The 17,077-nt window shown below is 69.7% G+C and carries 15 protein-coding genes and 1 pseudogene; 7 read left to right on the top strand and 9 right to left on the bottom strand.

The window, feature by feature from the left end; translation table 11 throughout:
* Nucleotides 1-90: 90 nt before the first annotated feature.
* Both ACFC79_RS37465 and ACFC79_RS37470 read right to left on the bottom strand, forming a co-directional pair.
* Nucleotides 91-990, bottom strand: coding sequence for a radical SAM protein (locus ACFC79_RS37465; protein WP_376249653.1), 900 nt, complete (start codon nt 988-990; stop codon nt 91-93).
* A 433-nt stretch (nt 991-1,423) separates the two neighbouring features.
* Nucleotides 1,424-1,675 carry a hypothetical protein gene (locus ACFC79_RS37470; RefSeq protein ID WP_376249655.1) on the bottom strand — a complete coding sequence of 84 codons (252 nt, stop codon included), beginning with the start codon at nt 1,673-1,675 and terminating at the stop codon, nt 1,424-1,426.
* Between the two features lie 131 nt (nt 1,676-1,806).
* On the opposite strand from ACFC79_RS37470, the gene ACFC79_RS37475 reads away from it, so the two are divergent.
* Entirely contained in the window at nt 1,807-3,147 is a 1,341-nt protein-coding gene (locus ACFC79_RS37475; protein WP_376249656.1) for a tetratricopeptide repeat protein, read from the top strand.
* A 1,591-nt stretch (nt 3,148-4,738) separates the two neighbouring features.
* Here ACFC79_RS37475 and ACFC79_RS37480 read toward each other — a convergent pair.
* Nucleotides 4,739-5,077, bottom strand: a complete 339-nt coding sequence (locus ACFC79_RS37480) for an HNH endonuclease (RefSeq protein WP_376249657.1) — start codon at nt 5,075-5,077, stop codon at nt 4,739-4,741.
* Between the two features lie 92 nt (nt 5,078-5,169).
* Here ACFC79_RS37480 and ACFC79_RS37485 point away from each other — a divergent pair, with 92 nt between their 5' ends.
* Nucleotides 5,170-5,484, top strand: a complete 315-nt coding sequence (locus tag ACFC79_RS37485) for a hypothetical protein (protein WP_376249658.1) — start codon at nt 5,170-5,172, stop codon at nt 5,482-5,484.
* Between the two features lie 823 nt (nt 5,485-6,307).
* On the opposite strand, the gene ACFC79_RS37490 is transcribed toward ACFC79_RS37485, so the two are convergent.
* The gene (locus tag ACFC79_RS37490; RefSeq protein WP_376249676.1) at nt 6,308-8,038 is read right to left on the bottom strand and encodes a recombinase family protein; all 1,731 of its coding nucleotides are present in this window, start codon (nt 8,036-8,038) and stop codon (nt 6,308-6,310) included.
* Nucleotides 8,039-8,126: 88 nt separating this feature from the next.
* On the opposite strand from ACFC79_RS37490, the pseudogene ACFC79_RS37495 reads away from it, so the two are divergent.
* Both ACFC79_RS37495 and ACFC79_RS37500 read left to right on the top strand, forming a co-directional pair.
* Nucleotides 8,127-8,849 (top strand): annotated as a pseudogene (locus tag ACFC79_RS37495) (VOC family protein); the annotation flags it as partial.
* Nucleotides 8,850-8,950: 101 nt separating this feature from the next.
* Nucleotides 8,951-9,739 carry a hypothetical protein gene (locus ACFC79_RS37500; protein ID WP_376249660.1) on the top strand — a complete coding sequence of 263 codons (789 nt, stop codon included), beginning with the start codon at nt 8,951-8,953 and terminating at the stop codon, nt 9,737-9,739.
* A gap of 30 nt (nt 9,740-9,769) precedes the next feature.
* On the opposite strand, the gene ACFC79_RS37505 is transcribed toward ACFC79_RS37500, so the two are convergent.
* Entirely contained in the window at nt 9,770-10,846 is a 1,077-nt protein-coding gene (locus tag ACFC79_RS37505) for an alkene reductase (protein ID WP_376249661.1), read from the bottom strand.
* A gap of 178 nt (nt 10,847-11,024) precedes the next feature.
* Here ACFC79_RS37505 and ACFC79_RS37510 point away from each other — a divergent pair, with 178 nt between their 5' ends.
* Complete coding sequence (locus ACFC79_RS37510) at nt 11,025-11,510, top strand: MarR family winged helix-turn-helix transcriptional regulator (protein ID WP_376249663.1); 486 nt, start codon at nt 11,025-11,027, stop codon at nt 11,508-11,510.
* Nucleotides 11,511-11,603: 93 nt separating this feature from the next.
* On the opposite strand, the gene ACFC79_RS37515 is transcribed toward ACFC79_RS37510, so the two are convergent.
* Complete coding sequence (locus ACFC79_RS37515) at nt 11,604-12,665, bottom strand: aminotransferase class V-fold PLP-dependent enzyme (RefSeq protein ID WP_376249665.1); 1,062 nt, start codon at nt 12,663-12,665, stop codon at nt 11,604-11,606.
* 173 nt (nt 12,666-12,838) lie between these two features.
* Nucleotides 12,839-13,567, bottom strand: coding sequence for a DsbA family oxidoreductase (locus ACFC79_RS37520; RefSeq protein ID WP_376249667.1), 729 nt, complete (start codon nt 13,565-13,567; stop codon nt 12,839-12,841).
* A gap of 332 nt (nt 13,568-13,899) precedes the next feature.
* On the opposite strand from ACFC79_RS37520, the gene ACFC79_RS37525 reads away from it, so the two are divergent.
* On the top strand, nt 13,900-14,259 hold the full coding sequence (locus ACFC79_RS37525; protein WP_376249668.1) for a PadR family transcriptional regulator: 360 nt from the start codon (nt 13,900-13,902) through the stop codon (nt 14,257-14,259).
* Nucleotides 14,256-15,074, top strand: coding sequence for a hypothetical protein (locus tag ACFC79_RS37530; protein WP_376249670.1), 819 nt, complete (start codon nt 14,256-14,258; stop codon nt 15,072-15,074). Before ACFC79_RS37525 ends, ACFC79_RS37530 begins: the two co-directional genes overlap by 4 nt.
* Before the next feature lie 242 nt (nt 15,075-15,316).
* Here the strand turns inward: ACFC79_RS37530 and ACFC79_RS37535 are convergent, their stop codons facing one another.
* Together ACFC79_RS37535 and ACFC79_RS37540 are read right to left on the bottom strand one after the other, a co-directional pair.
* Nucleotides 15,317-15,661: a hypothetical protein gene (locus ACFC79_RS37535; RefSeq protein ID WP_376249672.1), complete on the bottom strand. Its 345-nt coding sequence runs from the start codon at nt 15,659-15,661 to the stop codon at nt 15,317-15,319.
* 182 nt (nt 15,662-15,843) lie between these two features.
* Nucleotides 15,844-17,077 (bottom strand): aldehyde dehydrogenase family protein (locus ACFC79_RS37540; RefSeq protein WP_376249674.1); only part of this gene is annotated, 1,234 nt, incomplete at its 5' end.

Consider the following 17,077-nt stretch of genomic DNA (forward strand, 5'->3'; position numbering starts at 1 on the left):
ACAACCGGACATCAGAAGACGGCTTCACCCAACCAGAACGCGGCATCCCCCCACAATATCCCAGAGCCACTTAACTGAACGGTATTGGGGCTAGGCCGGTGCGGCGATCGTAGCGGCGGTGCCCGCTTCCTTGGGGTCGCAGTGCCCAACCGAGGGAACGCACGGACCACAGGGACCGCACATGGGTAGGAACTGCGGAGGAGTGCACGACTGGACACCATCCCCGTGAACCGCTGCGATCTCGGCCGCAACCTCGGTCATCTGCGCGCCGCCCCAGATATCGGAGATCGGCTTTTCCAGCACATTGCCGAGGGTCAGGAATCGACCGAGGACGCACGGCCACACGTCGCCGGTCGGGCCGATGGCACACTTCTCGTGGGCGCAGTGCCCGCACAGATCAGCGATGGTCGGCGCTGCGCCATTGCTCGCACGGCCGAATGCACGCGTCCGGTCACCGCCAACCGTTCCGACACCGAGCGCCGTAAGGTCCTGTGCGGCTTCCTGTACCCGCTGACCGGCCTGCACGGCGACGACTCCGCCGCGCAGCGGGATGCCGAGTTCCAGCGCCTTCTGGACATTGGCGCGAGTCTTCCTGTGCGATCCGCGCAGTTGCGTCACCTGGTCGTGTTCCTCGGCAGTGTCCGAGTAGTACGACGTAGCCAGCTTCACGCCGTACTCCGCGAACGTGTCCCACAGTTCCGGACGGATGTGGGTCATGTTCGAGAACACTTCGATCCCGAGGCCCCGGCTGTGGGCGTGCTTGATCAGCGCGGGCAGGCTCGGATAGAGCGTCGGTTCACCCCCGATGAACTGAACGTCCAGGGTGCCCATGTCGGCAAGCTGGTCGATCACGTTCAGCCAGTCCTGCACGGTCATGGTGCCGTGTGTGCCCTTGGGCCCACTGTCGGCGTAGCAGTGATCACAGAACTCGTTGCAGAGTCCCGTGATCTCAAGCCACGCGAATAAGAGTCGGTTTTCGGCAGCGTGCATCGTGCCTCCCTGTAACTCTTGGTGATTGGAACCCCGCCCCTGCCTCAGATGAATTTCCGTGGGGTTGGAGATTCGGATAGTCCGGCAGGGGCGGGGAGTCTCAGAGGCGGCCAGTAGCGGCCAGCGTGGGAATCGCCGTGGAAAGTGCGGCGACGGTGAAGACGAACACGGGCCACCCGAACCGGCGTACGCACCTCACAGGTTCCCCCGGAGCGGGACGCAGTTGGGGCAGTCGTCATGACGGGGGTTCGGCGGGTGCAGCGGGCCGGGGAGATAGACCACACCCGAGGCCACGTCCACCGCCCCGCCGTACTGATCCCACCAACCGGCCGGAGCGTCCGCGTGCGGGCTTCCGGGGGCATCTATGAGGCTGACTAGCTCAGGGGGCGGAAGAGGCCGCGTGCGGCGCTTCTGCGGCATCACGGGGCCCGCCTCACATCCGCTCCCTTATGCGCTGGCTCGTGTTCGCGGTGACCACAGCGGCGCCGAGCGCATCAGACTGGTAGGCGGTCCGCAGGTTCTCCGGGTCCGCTTCCCACTCCCGCCCACCGTTCAACGGGCGGAGCTGGTAGCGGGGCCCGACGTGACCCATGACGTACCCCACGCGGCTCGTGGAGACGTCCAGGGCGGTTTCCCCGGCCTCCCAGGCTCGGGGGTGCTCACGTCCGCCTTCAGGACTGCTCATGGCTGCACCTCTCGTGGTCGTCCGGCTGCTCACAGAAGGCAACCGCGTAACCACGGCGGAGAGGTACCGTTGCAACAGCACCAGGACTTAAGAGCTTTAAGCGGCTTGAAGACACGGGGAGTTGATGACCGGTGGCCAGCCCCAACGAATCGCTTGCCCGGCTTCACCGGGAAACCGGCTGGACGCTCCGCCAGTTCGCCCAAGAGGTCAACAAGCTGGGGACCAAGCAGGGAACGCCCCTCAAGTACCGCGAACCCTCGGTGCATCAGTGGCTCAACGGGCACATGCCGAAAGAGTCCGTTCGCCCGCTGATCTTGGAAGCGCTGGCCCGCAGACTCGGCCGCCCCATTACCCACAGCAAGGCAGGATTCCCGCCCCCTCCCGTCGAAGAGTCCAGCGCGTTCCCCAGTACGGTGGAAGGGCTGCTAGACCTGGGGAGACAAGATACGGACCCGTCACGCCGAAGCGTGCTTGGACTAGGTCTTTTCTCCGTCGCCCTTACCGTGCCCAATTGGCCGGACGTGGTCGGCAGAATGGAATCTGCCCAAAAGGGCGACATGCAGCGCATAGGAATGTCCGATGTCCAATCGGTCATTGCCATGACTGAACGACTTTCAGACATTGACGACCAGTTCGGCGGACGGACAGCTCGACCCATGGCTGCCGCCTATTTGGTGAACACTGTTGCCCCATATCTGCGCGCTGACGCCCCGGACGACGTCCGCAAGGCAATGATGGCCGCCGCGTCGGATCTCTCATATCTCACGGGGTATATGGCAGTGGACGAGGGCGTACACGGAATGGCGCAGCGCTATTACCTAAAAGCCCTCGAACTTGCCGGGGCGTCTGAGGATCACCTCACGTTCTGCACCACCCTGCGGGGGATGAGCGTCCAGGCCGTGGACCTCGGGCATGGGGCCGAAGCGTTGCGCCTCGCCGACGCTGCCGCCGCCGCTTCCCCGCAGGCCGGTCCCAGGATGCGCGCATTCCTCGCCGGACAGCAGGCACACGCAGCCGCACAAGAGGGCAACGGGCGCATGGCTCTACAGCGCATCCGGGAAGCTGAGACAGCGATGGAAAAGGCAGAGTCGCAGTCCAAGACTTTCGGGTCCTACAACCCTTCCTCGCTGGCCTACCACGTGGGACAAGTCCGTTACGAACTCGGGGACTTGACAGGCTCGATCAATTCACTCAACGAGTCGGACCGGCTCCGCCCGAGCACGTTCCGGCGGACGAGCATTCGCTACCTTTCCATGCTGGCCGAACGGCAACTACAGGTCGGCCACTTGGAAGAAGCGTGCAAGACATGGGGGCGCGTTCTGGAGATATACCCACTCGTCCAGTCCGGGCAGTGCGACCGCAGCATGACCGCCATGTACAGCCGAATTCGCCCCCACTTGAAGAACCACACAGCGCGTGATCTGTACGAGCGGGCACGGCTGGTAACACCCCCGAACTTGCTCCCGGCCTAAGAATCGAAGGGCCCATAATCCTTGGGGCGCTTGGCCTCGCTCCTTCGTCGGCATAAATCGGCCGGACTCATCGCCTTCGGTTCGCAGGTACGCCAAAAGCCCCCGACGACCACCCCAACGAGGGGCAGGCATCGGGGGCCGAGTCAATCGGGTCCAGCCGTGGCGGCGGCGACCCTCACGGAGTACGGGGCGCCATCCACGCCCACGACCGATTGGATTTCCATTCGGCTTAGGTCCCGAGGATCGAGCAAGGCGACATTACGCATGGTCACCCCCCACTAAAACGACCCAATGAGCCACGCGAGTTTTTAGCCTCACTGCCGCTCAGGATCGGGAGGGGGAGGGAGTACCCCCCTGGTCAGAACGGCGGGCGTTCGTTCGCCTCGCGCCGTGACCGAGCCTCAGCAGCAAAACCGCCAGGCTGATGCCGTGCAGTCTCGCGGTTGTGACACGCGATGCACAGCGGACGCAGATGCTTCGCAGCATCAGGATTCGGTTCGCCCCGAGCGATCAACTTGCGGCGCGACAACGGGAAATGGTCCGCGACGTTCGCGGCCCGACCGCACAGCACGCACCACGGGTTCGCGTACAGGTACGCACGCCGGACGCGTTGCCACCAGGTCGAGTAGACCGCGCCACCACGCGAGGCACGGTCCTGGTTTGCTTCCCTGGTGTGCCGAGGGCACCGACCACCCGAGGGGGTCAGCTCCGGGCACCCGGGGACAGAGCACGGGGGGCGGGGCTTTCGGGGCAAGGGGGCACCTCCTTGGGCCTTGATTGGCCAGGCGTCAACCTTCAGTTCCGCACTCTCGTATGCGGGCATGGATGGGGCGGCCCGCCGAGTCAGGTAGATGTGGTATGGCCTCAGTCGCTTGATCAGCTAGCGGTAGCCGCTGAGCAGTGCGAACTACTTCTTGAACGCCGATCGCTGCACCATGACCGACCCGTACTGGTACGCCAGGTCTCCACAAGCACTGATCCGGGCGCGCAGTGTGGGCCCGACCAGTTGCCAACAGCGGTGAAAAGAGTAAATGCGGCCAACGGGGTACTGCTGCGGCTCTCCTCGGACCAATCACAAGCGATTCAGAGAGGGGCACCACCATGCCCAAAGGCACCGTCATGCCGTCACGCACCCCTCGTCCGTTCCTCGAACTGCGTGTCGGCGGACTGCACATGACCGTTCAGCGTGTTCCCCGATGGCTCGTCACGATGGTGACCACCGCTGCTGGCAGCGCGCTTACAGCGTGGTTCGCGTCCCGCTGATCGCGAACCCGTCGACTGCCTGCGCGGTCAGCTCCGGGCACCCGGGGACAGCGCACGGGGGGGGCGGGGTTTGCGAGGCATAGGGGGCACCTCCCGAGTTCTGCCCGTAGTTATGATCCGTAGCGCGCTATGGCTACAACGTTCGGGTGATGGCACCGACGTGCAGGAGCGTGAGAGCCGACATGGCAGTCAAGTCCAGCAACGAACCTCGCCCTATCCTCGAACTCCACGCCGGAGGACTGCACTTGACTGTGCAGCGCATCCCCGGATGGCTCGTACCCCTGATCACAACGGCCACCGGTATAGCGGGGGCGTGGTGGACGCAGCGCTAGGCCGCAGGCCCGAACTCCGTCTGCGTCTTCAGCGCGTGACACCCCCGGCACAGCACTTGAACGTTGCCGTCCGTGTCGGTCCCTCCCATCGAGAGGGGCCGCACGTGGTCCACGTCCACCCCGTCCGCGGGGAAGTCGCCCAAGCACCAGTCGCACCACGCGGAGCCCCGTTCCTGCACTCGCCGGCGGAGCCTCGCAGCAGCATCACGACGGTTCGCCCGTCGCCGTCCCCGTGCCCGCCGCGAGCGGACGTTCGGACGCCCCTCGTACGCCCCGTGGTGAGCCTTGCAGCGGCCCCGATGGGTCGCGGGCTCGGTGCAGTCGATAGAGCGCATGTGTGGCCCCCTGGGGTGAGTTCTGGTCACTGCCCCCGTGTGGGTCGGCAAGTGCGGTGCGGGCGGCCCCCGCGGTCAGTAGCGTTGAAGCCATGACCAGTGATGAACGGCCCGACGTGAGCGCGGGCATGGACCCGCTCGGCGACATCGTGTTGACCGTGCGCGGCGACGGGAACGGCAGCGCCCCCGACTACGAACTACCGCCCACGGTCCCGCTCGCCAAAGCGGCCGAAGTGCTCGACATGGACCCCGCGGACGCGTTGGTCCAAGCCCGCGAGGGGCTGTTCCCGGAACGGGTCATCGACGTTGGCGACGAGCCCGGAGTGAAGTTCAGCGTTCCCGTTACGCCCCTGATTCGGCGCGTCGGGCTGGACCGTGTGCGGGAAGTCCTGCGCCCCGCGGAATAGACCGAGGACCGGTCCGTCTGTGTTGCGTGCCCGCCCCGAGACTCGAACTCGGGAACTCTGCGGAGTGCTTCCGGTTCTCCCCGAGGGGGCCGGTACCGCGCACCTCTGCCGTTGGGTCAGCGGGCTTGGTCGTCGTCCTGGCGCTCGTAGACGAACGTCGGGACGACATGGGGACCGCACGGTCTTACAACACCGTTCAGCGCCCGCGAGGGGCGGTTACTGGTGGGCGGTGCGGTCCCCGCGCTCTGCCTCACGACCACTGCGGCCACCCCGTGAGGGTGCGTGCTGCACGGGCAGAGCTGGTGAGAGAGCGCCGGTACTCGGTCCGCCGGTTTCCCCCTCGGGGTGGGTGCGCGGTATTCCCGCGCTCTCTCCTGCCCCAGTAGTAGGGACCGAAGGTGGTGCGCGCCTTGCCCGCTTCGTGCGGTAGGCGGTCGCCCGTTCTTCGGTCTCTCCCTGGTGCCCCACCTGTAGGGACCGAGGGTGGTGTGAGGGGTCGAGGGGTGTTGCGGGTGCTGAGAGGGGGGCCGGTTTCTCTTTCTCTTAGGGTTTTCTTGGCTACCTCAAAAAGTGTCGAAGTTCGACACCCTCAACACCTTTTTGCCTCGCTGTTGGGCCGCTCGGCCCGAGGGCAGCCGGCGAGGGTCCTGCGTGCCCGTCTGCGGGCAGCAGAAAGCCCCGGCGGGTCCGTGAGGGACCTACCGGGGCTGGTCGGGGCGGGTGTACTGCATTCTCGGACTCGTCCTGATGCGCCGCCCCTACTCCGCACACTCCATGTTGGCGCGGGGCACCGTGAGCCTATCCGCCAAGGGAAGACAGGGGGCTAGGCAGCGACCGGTTCGCGGACTGGCCCGACCAGCCGCACGCTCGCGCCCTCGGTCGGCGAGTCTCCGCGCGCTTCGGACTCAAGGGCCGTCGCGGTGCCGTCGAGTTCTTCCGCGGCAGGGTTGAGCTCCCCGGACATGGTGAACGTGACGCGCCGTACGTCGAGCTTCCGCCACCCGCCACGGGTGCCGCGCCGTACGTCCAGCCGAACCCCCGCTTCAACGAGCATGGCGCGCCGTCCCGCCGTGTCCTTCTCCGCCCACTCGTCCGCGAACGTCCGGCCCGTGTCCGTGACGATGCGCTGCGGCTCGGTCTTTTTCCGGGACTCAAGGTCGGCTATGCGGTTGTCGAGCGCGTCCGCCCGACGCTGCCACTCTGCGGCGGCGTGCTTGGACTTCTGGCGCCCCTTCTGTTCCTGGTGCTCGGCGAACTCGGCAACGGTGGCAGCCAGTTCGGGGCCGGGGTCGTACCCGGGGATCTCGACAACGTGCGTCGTCTGGATGGGACCGACCAGCCGCAGGAACTCGGCTTCAACGTACTCGTCCGCCCAGTCAGCGCGGATGTACGACGACCCGCTACAGACTTCGCCTCGCGCCTGTGCATTGCAGTTGTAGCTGGGTGCTTGGTTTTTATTCGTCTTCGGGTCCTGGTACATACGGCCCCCGCACGAATCGCAGTGGATTACCCGCAGCAACAAGGCATTGGTGTCTTTCCGCTCCCCGCTCTTAATGCTGCGGGAGTCGAGCACGGCCCCGATGCGGTCGAACTCTTCGCGGGTCATGATCGGCTGTGTGGTCGCCATGACGGGGTTGCCTTCGGCGTCGCGCACGGGCTTGCCCTTGTGTATCTTCCAGCCGAGCAGCGTTTCGTTCCGCAACATCCGTGTGATGACAGCGGGGGTCCACTTGAACACGTCGCGGACGACGTGCGACCCCTTGGCCCCGCCGGTCTTCCCGCCCGTCTTGCGCTCCTTCTTCAATGCCCAGTGGTCGCGCGGGCTCGGGATCTCGTCTGCGTTGAGCCCCGCAGCGATAGCCGAAACGGTCGCCCCTTCCAACAGCTCACGGACGATCCGTTCAATGACCGCAACGGCGTCGGGGTCCGGGACGAGCGTCCACCCGATTCCGCCGAACTCTTTCGGCATGGGGGCGGGCATGTAGCCGTACGGCGGACGCGAGCCGCGCCACCGCAGCACCATGTTCCGGATGGCAGCCATAGCGCCGGTGACGCGGTCTTTGATGCTCTGCGCTTCTACCTGCGCTGCAAAGGCGAGCATCATCATTTGGAACTCGGCCATGGGGTCCATGGGGTTCCGGAAGTCAAAGACGAGCTTGCCCCCGCCGATGCCCTCGGCGAAGATCAACATCTTCCGGTGTTGCTTCGCCCACTTGGCGAGATCGTGCATGTCGCTCATGTGCCGGATGGCGCGGTCAAAGCGCCACCAGACAAGCACGTCGTAAAGCTCGGGGCGGGCGAGCCACGAACCGAGGGCGGGACGGTCGAACGGGCCAACCTTGCTTGCGGACACGTCCAGGTCTACGGCCTCGCGGAGCGCGTCACCGGACCCAAAGTCGATGTTGAGTTCTGCCGCAACCTTGTTGTCGGCTTCGCGCTGCCGCTCGGGGCTGGTGGTCTCGTCGGTCAGTACGGACAGTCGCACGCACCGCACACCCCGAAGGGTCTCGGTGTAGACCGTGCCCGCGAGGGGGTTCCGGGGTGCATGGGTCATGTCCCCTGTAGGGACCGAAGGGGTTCCGACTTCGGAAACGTCCCTGACCAGCACCGATGTCGTCATGGCTACACTCCAGAAGATGAACTATGGAGTGTTGGGAGATCCGGAGGGCAACGAGTTCTGTGTCGAGTGCGGCGCGGCGGAACGGGCGGCGCTGACCGGGGAGCGGTTGCCGGTCACCGCGGACGACGTGACCACCGCCGTCCGGCTCGCGGTCGACACGCTCCGGGAGGCCCCGGTGGACAACTGGTCGGCCCCGGCCGGTTCCCTGGAGTGGGACTGCTGGGAGACCGCGGAGCACCTGAGCGACGACCTCTTCTCCTACGCGGCCCAACTGGGGCCGCGCACGCCGCCGTCGGACGCGTACCTCCCGTTCCGCTGGAGGGCCGACCGCGAGGGCGGTCCGGCGAACGCGGTCTTCGCGGACCGGTCGGCCGGGCCCGACGGCCTGCTGCGGATCGTGGAGGCGAGCGGCGCACTGCTCGCGGCGATGGTCCGGACGGCCTCGCCCGAGGTCCGGTCGTTCCACAGCTTCGGGATCGCCGACCCGGAGGGATTCGCCGCGATGGGCGTCGTGGAGACGCTGGTGCACACGCACGATCTCGCCGCGGGGCTGGGCGTGCCCTGGGCGCCGCCCGCCGACCTCTGCGGGCGGGCACTGGACCGGTTGTTCCCAAAGGCGCCGAAGGACACCGACCGGTGGGCCGTGCTGCTCTGGGCCACCGGCCGCGCCGAACTGCCCGGCCGGCCCCGGGTCGCCTCGTGGCGGTGGCACAGCGCACCCCTGCCGGAGCCCGTCCGGGAGTGACGCGGGAGGCGGATTCGCGGGGCGAAGGCACCCCGCCGCTAGCCGGGGCGAAGGCACCCCCGACCGGACCGCCGTGCCGGGCCGCGGCCAGAATCGATGCCGTGAAGCATCAGCAGATCCTGGAAAAACTGGCCGCTCGCGGACTCGTCCGGTCGATGGACGAGGAACTGGCACGGTGGGTGCAGCACCGGATGCGTCCCCCGGGCCCTTCGCACGCCGAGATCGAGCAGGCGGTGCTGCCGCCGGTCCTGCTCCGGTGGCGCTGCCTGTTCGATGCCGAGGACGTCGACCCGGCGAGCAGGAACGTCGCCCTGGTCGCGCTCGCCACGCTGCTGCACAAGTACGGCTTCCGTGACCCCGGCACCACGGCCGCCGCACTGCGTGCGGTGGACGACCTCAACCGTGACGTCGTGCTGTCCGACGCCTTCGAGCGCCGGTCCCCGGAGATCAAGGAGCTGCTGGCGTCCGCCCCGGTCCCGCTGACGCGGCGCCCGCGTCGGCCCCGGGCGCTGTCGTTCCTGCGGCCCGGTGACGTGATCTCCTTCGAGGTCTCCGGCCGTTTCCACGCGGCGTTCGTACGCGACATGCACGGTGGGAACGAGTTCCCGGTGATCGAGTTCTACGCCGGTTCGTTCGGCCGGCCGCCGGTCTGGGCGGAGCTGTCGGGCCGGGCCGCGGCCGCCGAGCGGGGCCGGGCCCGCTTCGGCGTCGTGGGCCTGGCCCAGCTGCCCGACCCCGCCCGCCAGGTGCGCGTGGTCGAGGCGCCTCGGCCCCAACCGCCGACCGGTGAGGAACCCCGGCCGGGCGAGGGCCTCTGGACGCTGACCGACCTCATGAGCCTCCAGGAGGACGTGTTCCGCCTCTTCGGGGGCCGACCGGACGACGTCTGACATCCGGTCGGCCGGGCGGACGTCCCGCGGTCAGAACCGGTCGGTGTCCAGTGCCGGGTAGTCGACGTAGCCCTTCGCCTCGCCGCCGAAGAACGTCGTCGGGTCCGGGGTGTTGAACGGGCCGCCCGCCTTCAGCCGGGCGGGCAGGTCCGGGTTGGCGATGAACATCGCCCCGTACGAGACGATGTCGGCGATCCCGTCGTCGATCACCGTGTGGTCGTCCGGGCCGGTCGGGCCGTCCGTCAGGACGTTGAGGACGACGGTGCCGGAGAACTGCTTGCGCAGCGCGAGCGTCAGCTCCCGCATCTCCACCGCCTCCAGGATGTGCAGATAGGCGAGGCCGAGCGGATCGATCTCCCGCACCAGTGCCGTGTAGAGGGCGTCCGGCTCGGGCTCGTCCATGTCGTTGTACGGGTTTCCGGGCGAGATGCGCAGCCCGGTGCGCTCCGCGCCGATCTCGGCGGCGACGGCCCGGACCACCTCGACGGCGAACCGGATGCGGGCTTCCTCGGAGCCGCCCCACTCGTCGTCGCGCAGGTTGCTGTTGGGCGCGAGGAACTGGTGGATCAGGTAGCCGTTGGCGCCGTGCAGCTCGACCCCGTCGAAACCCGCGTCGATCGCGTTGCGGGCGGCCGCCGCGAAGTCGGCGACGGTCTGCCGGATTTCGTCGCCGGTCAGTTCGTGCGGCGTGGTGAAGTCCTCCAGTCCCGCTCCGGTGAAGAGCCGGCCCGCGGGCCTGACCGCCGAGGGGGCGACCGGCGTGAGCCCGTCCGGCAGCAGCACCGGGTGGCCGATCCGGCCCGCGTGCATGAGCTGGGCGAAGATCCGGCCCCCCGCCGCGTGCACCGCGTCGGTGACCTCGCGCCAGGACGCCACCTGCTCGGCGCTGTGCAGCCCCGGGGTGTCGGGGTAGCCCTGGCCCACCACCGACGGCTGGATGCCCTCCGTGATGATGAGGCCCGCCGAGGCGCGCTGGGCGTAGTACTCGACGACGAGATCCGTGGCGATGCCGCCCCCACCTGCCCGGCTACGGGTCATCGGGGCCATGGCGATGCGGTTGGCGAGCTGTGTACCGGACAGGTCGATCGGGTCGAAAGCAGTGGTCATGAGGGCTCCCGAAAAATTATATGGTCGGCCAATTATTTCCGCCGACGTCACTGTAGCTCATTGATTGGCCGACCAAGGTAAAGTTCGCAGCAAGCCCCGGTTCCGCGTCGGCGGCCCCTCCCGCACCGCGGGAGAGCATGGCCGGAGCACCCGTCCGCTCCCACCACGAGGAGACCCGATGAAGGCCGATCCCGCCTGTACCGAACTACCGAGCGCCGCCCGCGGCGGGCCCGTCAGTCACGCCGTCTCGCGGGTCGCCCGGCTGCACCGCATCGCCGCGGGCAAGCTGCTCAGGGGACTCGGCCTGTACCCGGGCCAGGAGTTCCTGATGATGTACCTGTGGGACGCGGGGGCGGTGCGCCAGTCCGAGCTGATCAAGGCCATGGACCTCGATCCCTCCACCGTCACGAAGATGCTCCAGCGCCTGGAGCAGACCGGGCACGTCCGCCGCCGCCCCGACCCCGCCGACCGCCGGGCCGTCCTGGTCGAGGCCAGCGAAGACAGCTGCGCGCTGCACAGGGCCGTCGAACGGGCCTGGACGGACCTTGAGGAGCACACTCTCGCCGGGCTGGACACCGCCGAGCGCGAGGAACTGGCCCGGCTGCTCGCCAAGGTCGAGGAGAGCCTCTGCCGGGAGGTCTCCGACTGCCCCGGACGCGACTGACCCCACAGCCTGGGTCCGGCCGGGGCGGGCATCCGGAACCCGGGGCGCCCCGGCCGCGCCGCCCCGGGGCGCGGACGGGCCCGCGCCCCGGCCTCAGCGCGCGAGCACGTCCAGGGCCCGGTCCGCATCGGCCTCCGTGTTGTACAGGTGGAAGGCCGCGCGCAGCGTCCCCGCCCGGTCCGACACCACCACTCCGGCCCTCGCCAGCTCCGCCACCCGCCCGCCGAGCCCGGGCACGGCCACGATGGCCGACTCTCCCTGCACCGCCCGGTGTCCCAGCCCGGCGAGCCCCGCCCGGAAGCGGGCCGCGAGTCCGGTGACGTGGGCATGGACGGCATCGATACCGATCTCGCCCAGCAGGGCGAGGGAGTGTTCGGCCGCGTGGTAGGAGAGGAAGGCCGGGGGCTCGTCGTAGCGACGGGCGGTCGCCGCGAGCCGTCCGACCGGCCCGTAGGTGCTGTTCCAGGGGTCGTCGGAGGCGACCCACGCGGCGAAGACGGCCGGCAGGGTGCGCTGCGCCTCCTCGGTCACGGTGAGGAACGACGTGCCCCGCGGACCCAGCAGGAATTTGAACCCGCCGGTGACGGTGTAGTCGTACGCCCCGGCGTCCAGCGGCAGCCAGCCCGCGGACTGGGTGGTGTCGAGCAGGGTCCGGGCACCGTGGGCGGCGGCCGCCTCGCGCACCGCGCCGAGGTCGGCGACCCTGCCGTCGGCGGACTGCACCGCGGAGAGGGCCACGAGCGCGGTCCCCGGCCGTACCTCTTCGGCCAGCCGCTCCAGCGGGACGTACCGCATCCTCAGGTCGCCGCGGACCGCGAACGGGCTGACGACGGAGCTGAACTCCCCCTCGGGCGCCACGACCTCGGCCCCCGCCGGCAGCGAGGCGGCGATCAGCCCGACGTGCACCGCGACCGAACTGCCGGTCGCGACCCGGTCGGCGGCGACACCGGCGAGGCGCGCGAAGCCGGTCCGGGCCGCCTCCACCGCCTCGAAGTCCCCGGAGCCGTCCCTCCGTCCCGAGGCGAGCGCGTCGGCGAGCTCCTTCACCGCCGCCGTGGCACGACGGGGCAGCAGCCCGCAGCTTGCGGTGTTGAGGTAGGTGGTCTCCGGCGCGAACTGGTCCGCCACCAGGCGGCCGAGCGAAGCAGTCTCCATGCGCCCAGCGTGAGGCCCTGTTGACAGATCGTCAATCGCCCGCGTCCGGGGAGGCGGCCCCGGGGAACGGCTCGGAGTCATTCGCGCCCACGGTCCGGGACCGCGCCGGGACACCCTCCCGGACCGGCCCGGCGGACCGGACCGTCCCGGGGCCTCCTCCCCCGGGCCCGGGTTCAGCTGCCGTTCCCGTTGCCGCCGCCCTGCGGAACCTCGCAGGAACCGTCGGCCCCACAAGCCTCGGCGTCCCCACCGATCGCGGTCAACGGCCGGTCCTTCCATGCCTGTTCGAGTGCCTGGGCGAAGACCTCCGCGGGCTGCCCGCCGGAGATCCCGTACCGCCGGTCCAGCACGAAGAACGGCACGGCGTCGGCCCCCAGCTCGGAGGCCGCCCGCTCGTCGGCCCGCACCTCGTCGGCATATGCCTCGGGGTCGGCGAGCACGGCACGCGCCTCGTCGGCGTCGAGCCCCGCCTCGACGGCAAGTTCGACCAGCACCTCGGTGTCGTAGACCGAACGCTCCTCGGCGAAGTTCGCCCGGTACGCACGGTTCAGCAGTTCGTCCTGGCGGCCGCGGGCCTTGGCCAGGTGGAGCAGCCGGTGGATGTCGAAGGTGTTGCCGTGGTCACGGCCCTCGGTGAGGTATCCGAGTCCCTCGGCCCGCGCGTTCGCCGCGACGTTCGCCTCCATGGCCCGCACCTCGTCGTGGGTGCGCCCGTACTTGCGTGCCAGCATGTCGACCACCTGCACGGTGTCGTCCTTGCTGTGCCCGGGGTCGAGCTCGAAGGACCGGTGCACGACCTCGACCTCGTCCCGGTGGGCGAATCCCGCCAGGCCCTTCTCGAAGCGGGCCTTGCCTATGTAGCACCAGGGGCAGGCGATGTCGCTCCAGATCTCGACGCGCATGTTCTCTTCTTCTCTCCGGGTCCGGGGGCGGGCGGCGCGAAGGACTCCTTCGCACGACACATCGAACACAACGGCGGACGTCCCCATTCCCCGGCTTCCCCCGAGCCGCCCCCGCGCCGCCCCGAGACAGTGCCGAGCCACCCCGGGACGGCCTCGCACGCTCCGGCTCGGCAAGAGCCTCTCCCGCCGCTCCGACCGGAGTCGGCCGTCCAACGGCTCCGATCGGCACCTCGCACACGCCACCATATTCTGCTCACCTGACTATGCATGCGAACCATTCACCCTGCCCACACCACTTTTCATAGTCAGGTGAACGGCATATGGTTCGCGGCATGACCGATCGCAGGAGATCCATGCAGGAGCCCACCCTGCTCATTCTCACCGCCCTTGCCGACGCCCCCCGTCACGGTTACGCCCTCTCCCAGGAGGTCGTCGCGATCTCCCAGGGCCGGGTGAAGCTCCGTACCGGCACGCTGTACGGCTCCCTGGAGCGCCTTCAGGAGGAAGGACTCGTGGAGGTCTTCTCCGAGGAACGGGTCGAGGGGCGGCTGCGGCGTACGTACACGCTCACCCACGACGGCCGCCAGGCCCTCAGCGCCGAGGTCCGGCGCATCACCGCCACCGCGCGGGAGGCCAACCGCCGCCTCAAGAGGGCCGCCGCCACCACCGATCCGACCGGAGCCCCCGCATGACCGACGCCCAGCCCGCACCCCGCGCCCTGCCGCTCTACCCGCGCCGCTATCGGGCCCTGCACGGAGCCGAGATCCAGGAGATGTACCGGGACGCCGTCGAGGGAGCGGGACGGGGAGCCCGGCACCTTGAGGAGCTGGACATCGCCGCGCACGCGATCCGGGTCAGAACCCGCACCAGCGGCCGGCACCGGATCGGCCGCTTCACCCTCGCCGCCGCCCCGTACGCCCTGGCCGGGGCTTCCGCCCTGGCCGCCGCCCATCTCACCCCGGCCGTCGCCGAGCTGGCCGGGACCGGCAGCACGGCCGCCCTCCAGAACGGCGGGATCGCGGTGTTCCTGGCCACCTTGGCGGCCGGCGCCCTGGCCTGCCTGGGGCGCTGGCCACTCGCCAGGGCGCTCGCCGCACTCACCCTGGTGCCGCTGGTGGCCGGCGTGGGGGCGGATGCCCGGCTGATCCCGCTGCTGGCCGTCCTGGTCCTGATGCCGGGTGGTGCCGCACCCTGCGGACCCGATCGGCGGCTGGCCCCGGCCCTCGCCGTCCTGATCTGGCTGCCGTCGTTCGGTGCTGCCCTCGCCGGAGTGGCCGAGCCCGGACTGGGCATGGTCGGACAACTCGGGCCCGCCGCGGTCGTCCTGGCGATCCGGATGGCGGCCCGGGACGGTCGCGCCCGGCACGCCCTCGCGATCCTCGTCGGCGCCGCGCCGTGGATCGTCACACCGACGGCATCGCCCGCCGGGCTCGCCATCGTCGGAATCGTGCTGGCCCTGGGCTATGGGATCGGCCGGGTCGCACGCCCGCGCCGGGCCACGGCCTGACCCCGCGGAACGCATCACCCGTGGGCCCCGCCGCCATCACGGCAGGGTCGACGGTGCCGCGTCGCAACCCCGGGACGGGAAGGCGGCCCGTCACGCGGGCGGGGGTCACCGGGTATCGCACGGGCGCCTCGCACGGTGCCGCGTCCGCAGGAGGCCCGGTCCGTGCCGACGGGTCCGGGCCCGCGCGCACCGGCACCGGCCCGCCCCCGGCACCGGGGTGTGCCACGCCCATCCGTCATATGTCACGCGTAGGCGAGTATCAGCGAAACCGTCATGAACTGGGCCGCGAGGTGCAGGCCCAGCAGCCAGGCGCGCACATGGGCGTGCGGCAGCCATCGTTCCGGCCACGCCACTGCCACGACACCGGACACGATCGCCGCCACCAGGCAGCCGGGAATCCAGCCCTGGGGAACATCGGCGCACCCCTCCCCGTACGTCACGCAGCCGGACGCGCGTTTCGTGCTCAGCACGAGGAGGACGGAGCCGAAGAACACGGGGACCAGCATGATCAGGGCGAACCAGGAGGCCGTGCGAACGGTGCGGTCCGTGCGTCCGCCGCCGGGCGTGCGGGACGAAGTGGTTTCCATACCGTCCAGCCAACCCTCCGACGAGGCCGAAGGGTTGGGTACGGCTACTCGGCCTACGTGAGCACGGGCGCGGATCCGTCCGGCGGACGGGGTCCGCGCCCGTCGGGTCACGGCACCGCCGGCGCGAGCCCGTCGCCCCCTCCCGACCGGTTCGGCCCGGAGGAGGCACGAGGAGCCATGGGTCAGGCGCGGCGGCCGTCCACCCTGCGGGGCAGGTTCAAGGGGTTGCTCTCGCGGAGTTCCGGTGGGAGGAGCGCCTCGGGGGTCGACTGATAGGTGAGGGGCCGCAGCCAGCGTTCGACGGCGGTGGCTCCGACCGAGGTGGAGGTGGAGGTGGAGGCGGGGTAGGGGCCGCCGTGGTGTTGCGCGGGGGCGACGGCCACTCCGGTCGGCCAGCCGTTGACGAGGACCCGGCCCGCCAAGGGGGTGAGCGCGGACAGGACGGCGGGTGCGTCGGCGTCGGGACCGTCGGTGGCGATGTGGAGCGTGGCGGTGAGGTTGCCGGGGAGCCGGGAGAGGACGCCGGTGATCTCGGTGTCGGAGGCGTAGCGGGCGACGACCGTGACCGGTCCGAAGCACTCCTCGAACAGCACGTCATGCGTGCCGCCGTCGGCGAGGAGGTGCGCCGGGACGGTGAGGAAACCTGCCGCGACGGTGTGGGCACCGCCCGCACCGGGAGTGACCGGGGCCTGGACTCCGGGGAGCCCGACCCGTTCGCGCACCCCCTCGAGGAAGGCGTCGCGCATCCGGTGGTCGAGCAGGACACCGGCCTCGGTGTCGCTCACCGCGTCGGTGAGGGACTTCAGGAACCGGTCGCCGGTCTCGCCGGTCGGGGCCAGGACGAGGCCGGGCTTGGTGCAGAACTGGCCGAGGCCCGTCGTCATCGAGCCCGCGAGACCGGCGCCGATCTGCTCGCCGCGCTCGGCGGCGGCCGCCTCCGTGACGACCACGGGGTTCAGGGACCCCAGCTCGCCGTGGAAGGGAATCGGGGCGGGCCGGGCGGCGGCCAGGTCGTACAGGGCACGGCCGCCGCGTACCGAGCCGGTGAAACCGGCGCCGGCGACGAGCGGGTGCCCGATCAGTTCGATGCCCGCCTCGAAGCCGTGCACCAGGACCAGGACGTCCTCGGGCAGGCCGGCCCGTGCCGCCGCGCGGCGCAGCACGGAGGCGCACAGTTCGGAGGTGGCGGGGTGATCGGGGTGCGCTTTGACGACGACGGGGCAACCGGCCGCCAGCGCGCTCGCGGTGTCGCCGCCGGGAACGGAGAAGGCGAGCGGGAAGTTGCCGGCCGCGTACACGGCGACGACGCCGAGCGGGATCTTTTGACGCTCATCCCGCCTGAAGGCGGGAGATTCCCACCGGGCCGCCGCTGTCAAGTGGCGGTCGTAGGTGGTTCCTGTTTCCTCACCCGCTGCC

The sequence above is a fragment of the Streptomyces sp. NPDC056061 genome (genome assembly GCF_042266885.1).
GTDB lineage: Bacteria > Actinomycetota > Actinomycetes > Streptomycetales > Streptomycetaceae > Streptomyces.

Excerpts from the sequence above, each read along its gene's own strand:
- ACFC79_RS37465 (WP_376249653.1), bottom strand. The coding sequence starts at position 990 with ATGCACGCTGCCGAAAACCGACTCTTATTCGCGTGGCTTGAGATCACG.
- ACFC79_RS37470 (WP_376249655.1), bottom strand. The coding sequence starts at position 1,675 with ATGAGCAGTCCTGAAGGCGGACGTGAGCACCCCCGAGCCTGGGAGGCC.
- ACFC79_RS37480 (WP_376249657.1), bottom strand. The coding sequence starts at position 5,077 with ATGCGCTCTATCGACTGCACCGAGCCCGCGACCCATCGGGGCCGCTGC.
- ACFC79_RS37485 (WP_376249658.1), top strand. The coding sequence starts at position 5,170 with ATGACCAGTGATGAACGGCCCGACGTGAGCGCGGGCATGGACCCGCTC.
- ACFC79_RS37490 (WP_376249676.1), bottom strand. The coding sequence starts at position 8,038 with ATGACCCATGCACCCCGGAACCCCCTCGCGGGCACGGTCTACACCGAG.
- ACFC79_RS37505 (WP_376249661.1), bottom strand. The coding sequence starts at position 10,846 with ATGACCACTGCTTTCGACCCGATCGACCTGTCCGGTACACAGCTCGCC.
- ACFC79_RS37510 (WP_376249663.1), top strand. The coding sequence starts at position 11,025 with ATGAAGGCCGATCCCGCCTGTACCGAACTACCGAGCGCCGCCCGCGGC.
- ACFC79_RS37515 (WP_376249665.1), bottom strand. The coding sequence starts at position 12,665 with ATGGAGACTGCTTCGCTCGGCCGCCTGGTGGCGGACCAGTTCGCGCCG.
- ACFC79_RS37520 (WP_376249667.1), bottom strand. The coding sequence starts at position 13,567 with ATGCGCGTCGAGATCTGGAGCGACATCGCCTGCCCCTGGTGCTACATA.
- ACFC79_RS37525 (WP_376249668.1), top strand. The coding sequence starts at position 13,900 with ATGACCGATCGCAGGAGATCCATGCAGGAGCCCACCCTGCTCATTCTC.
- ACFC79_RS37530 (WP_376249670.1), top strand. The coding sequence starts at position 14,256 with ATGACCGACGCCCAGCCCGCACCCCGCGCCCTGCCGCTCTACCCGCGC.
- ACFC79_RS37535 (WP_376249672.1), bottom strand. The coding sequence starts at position 15,661 with ATGGAAACCACTTCGTCCCGCACGCCCGGCGGCGGACGCACGGACCGC.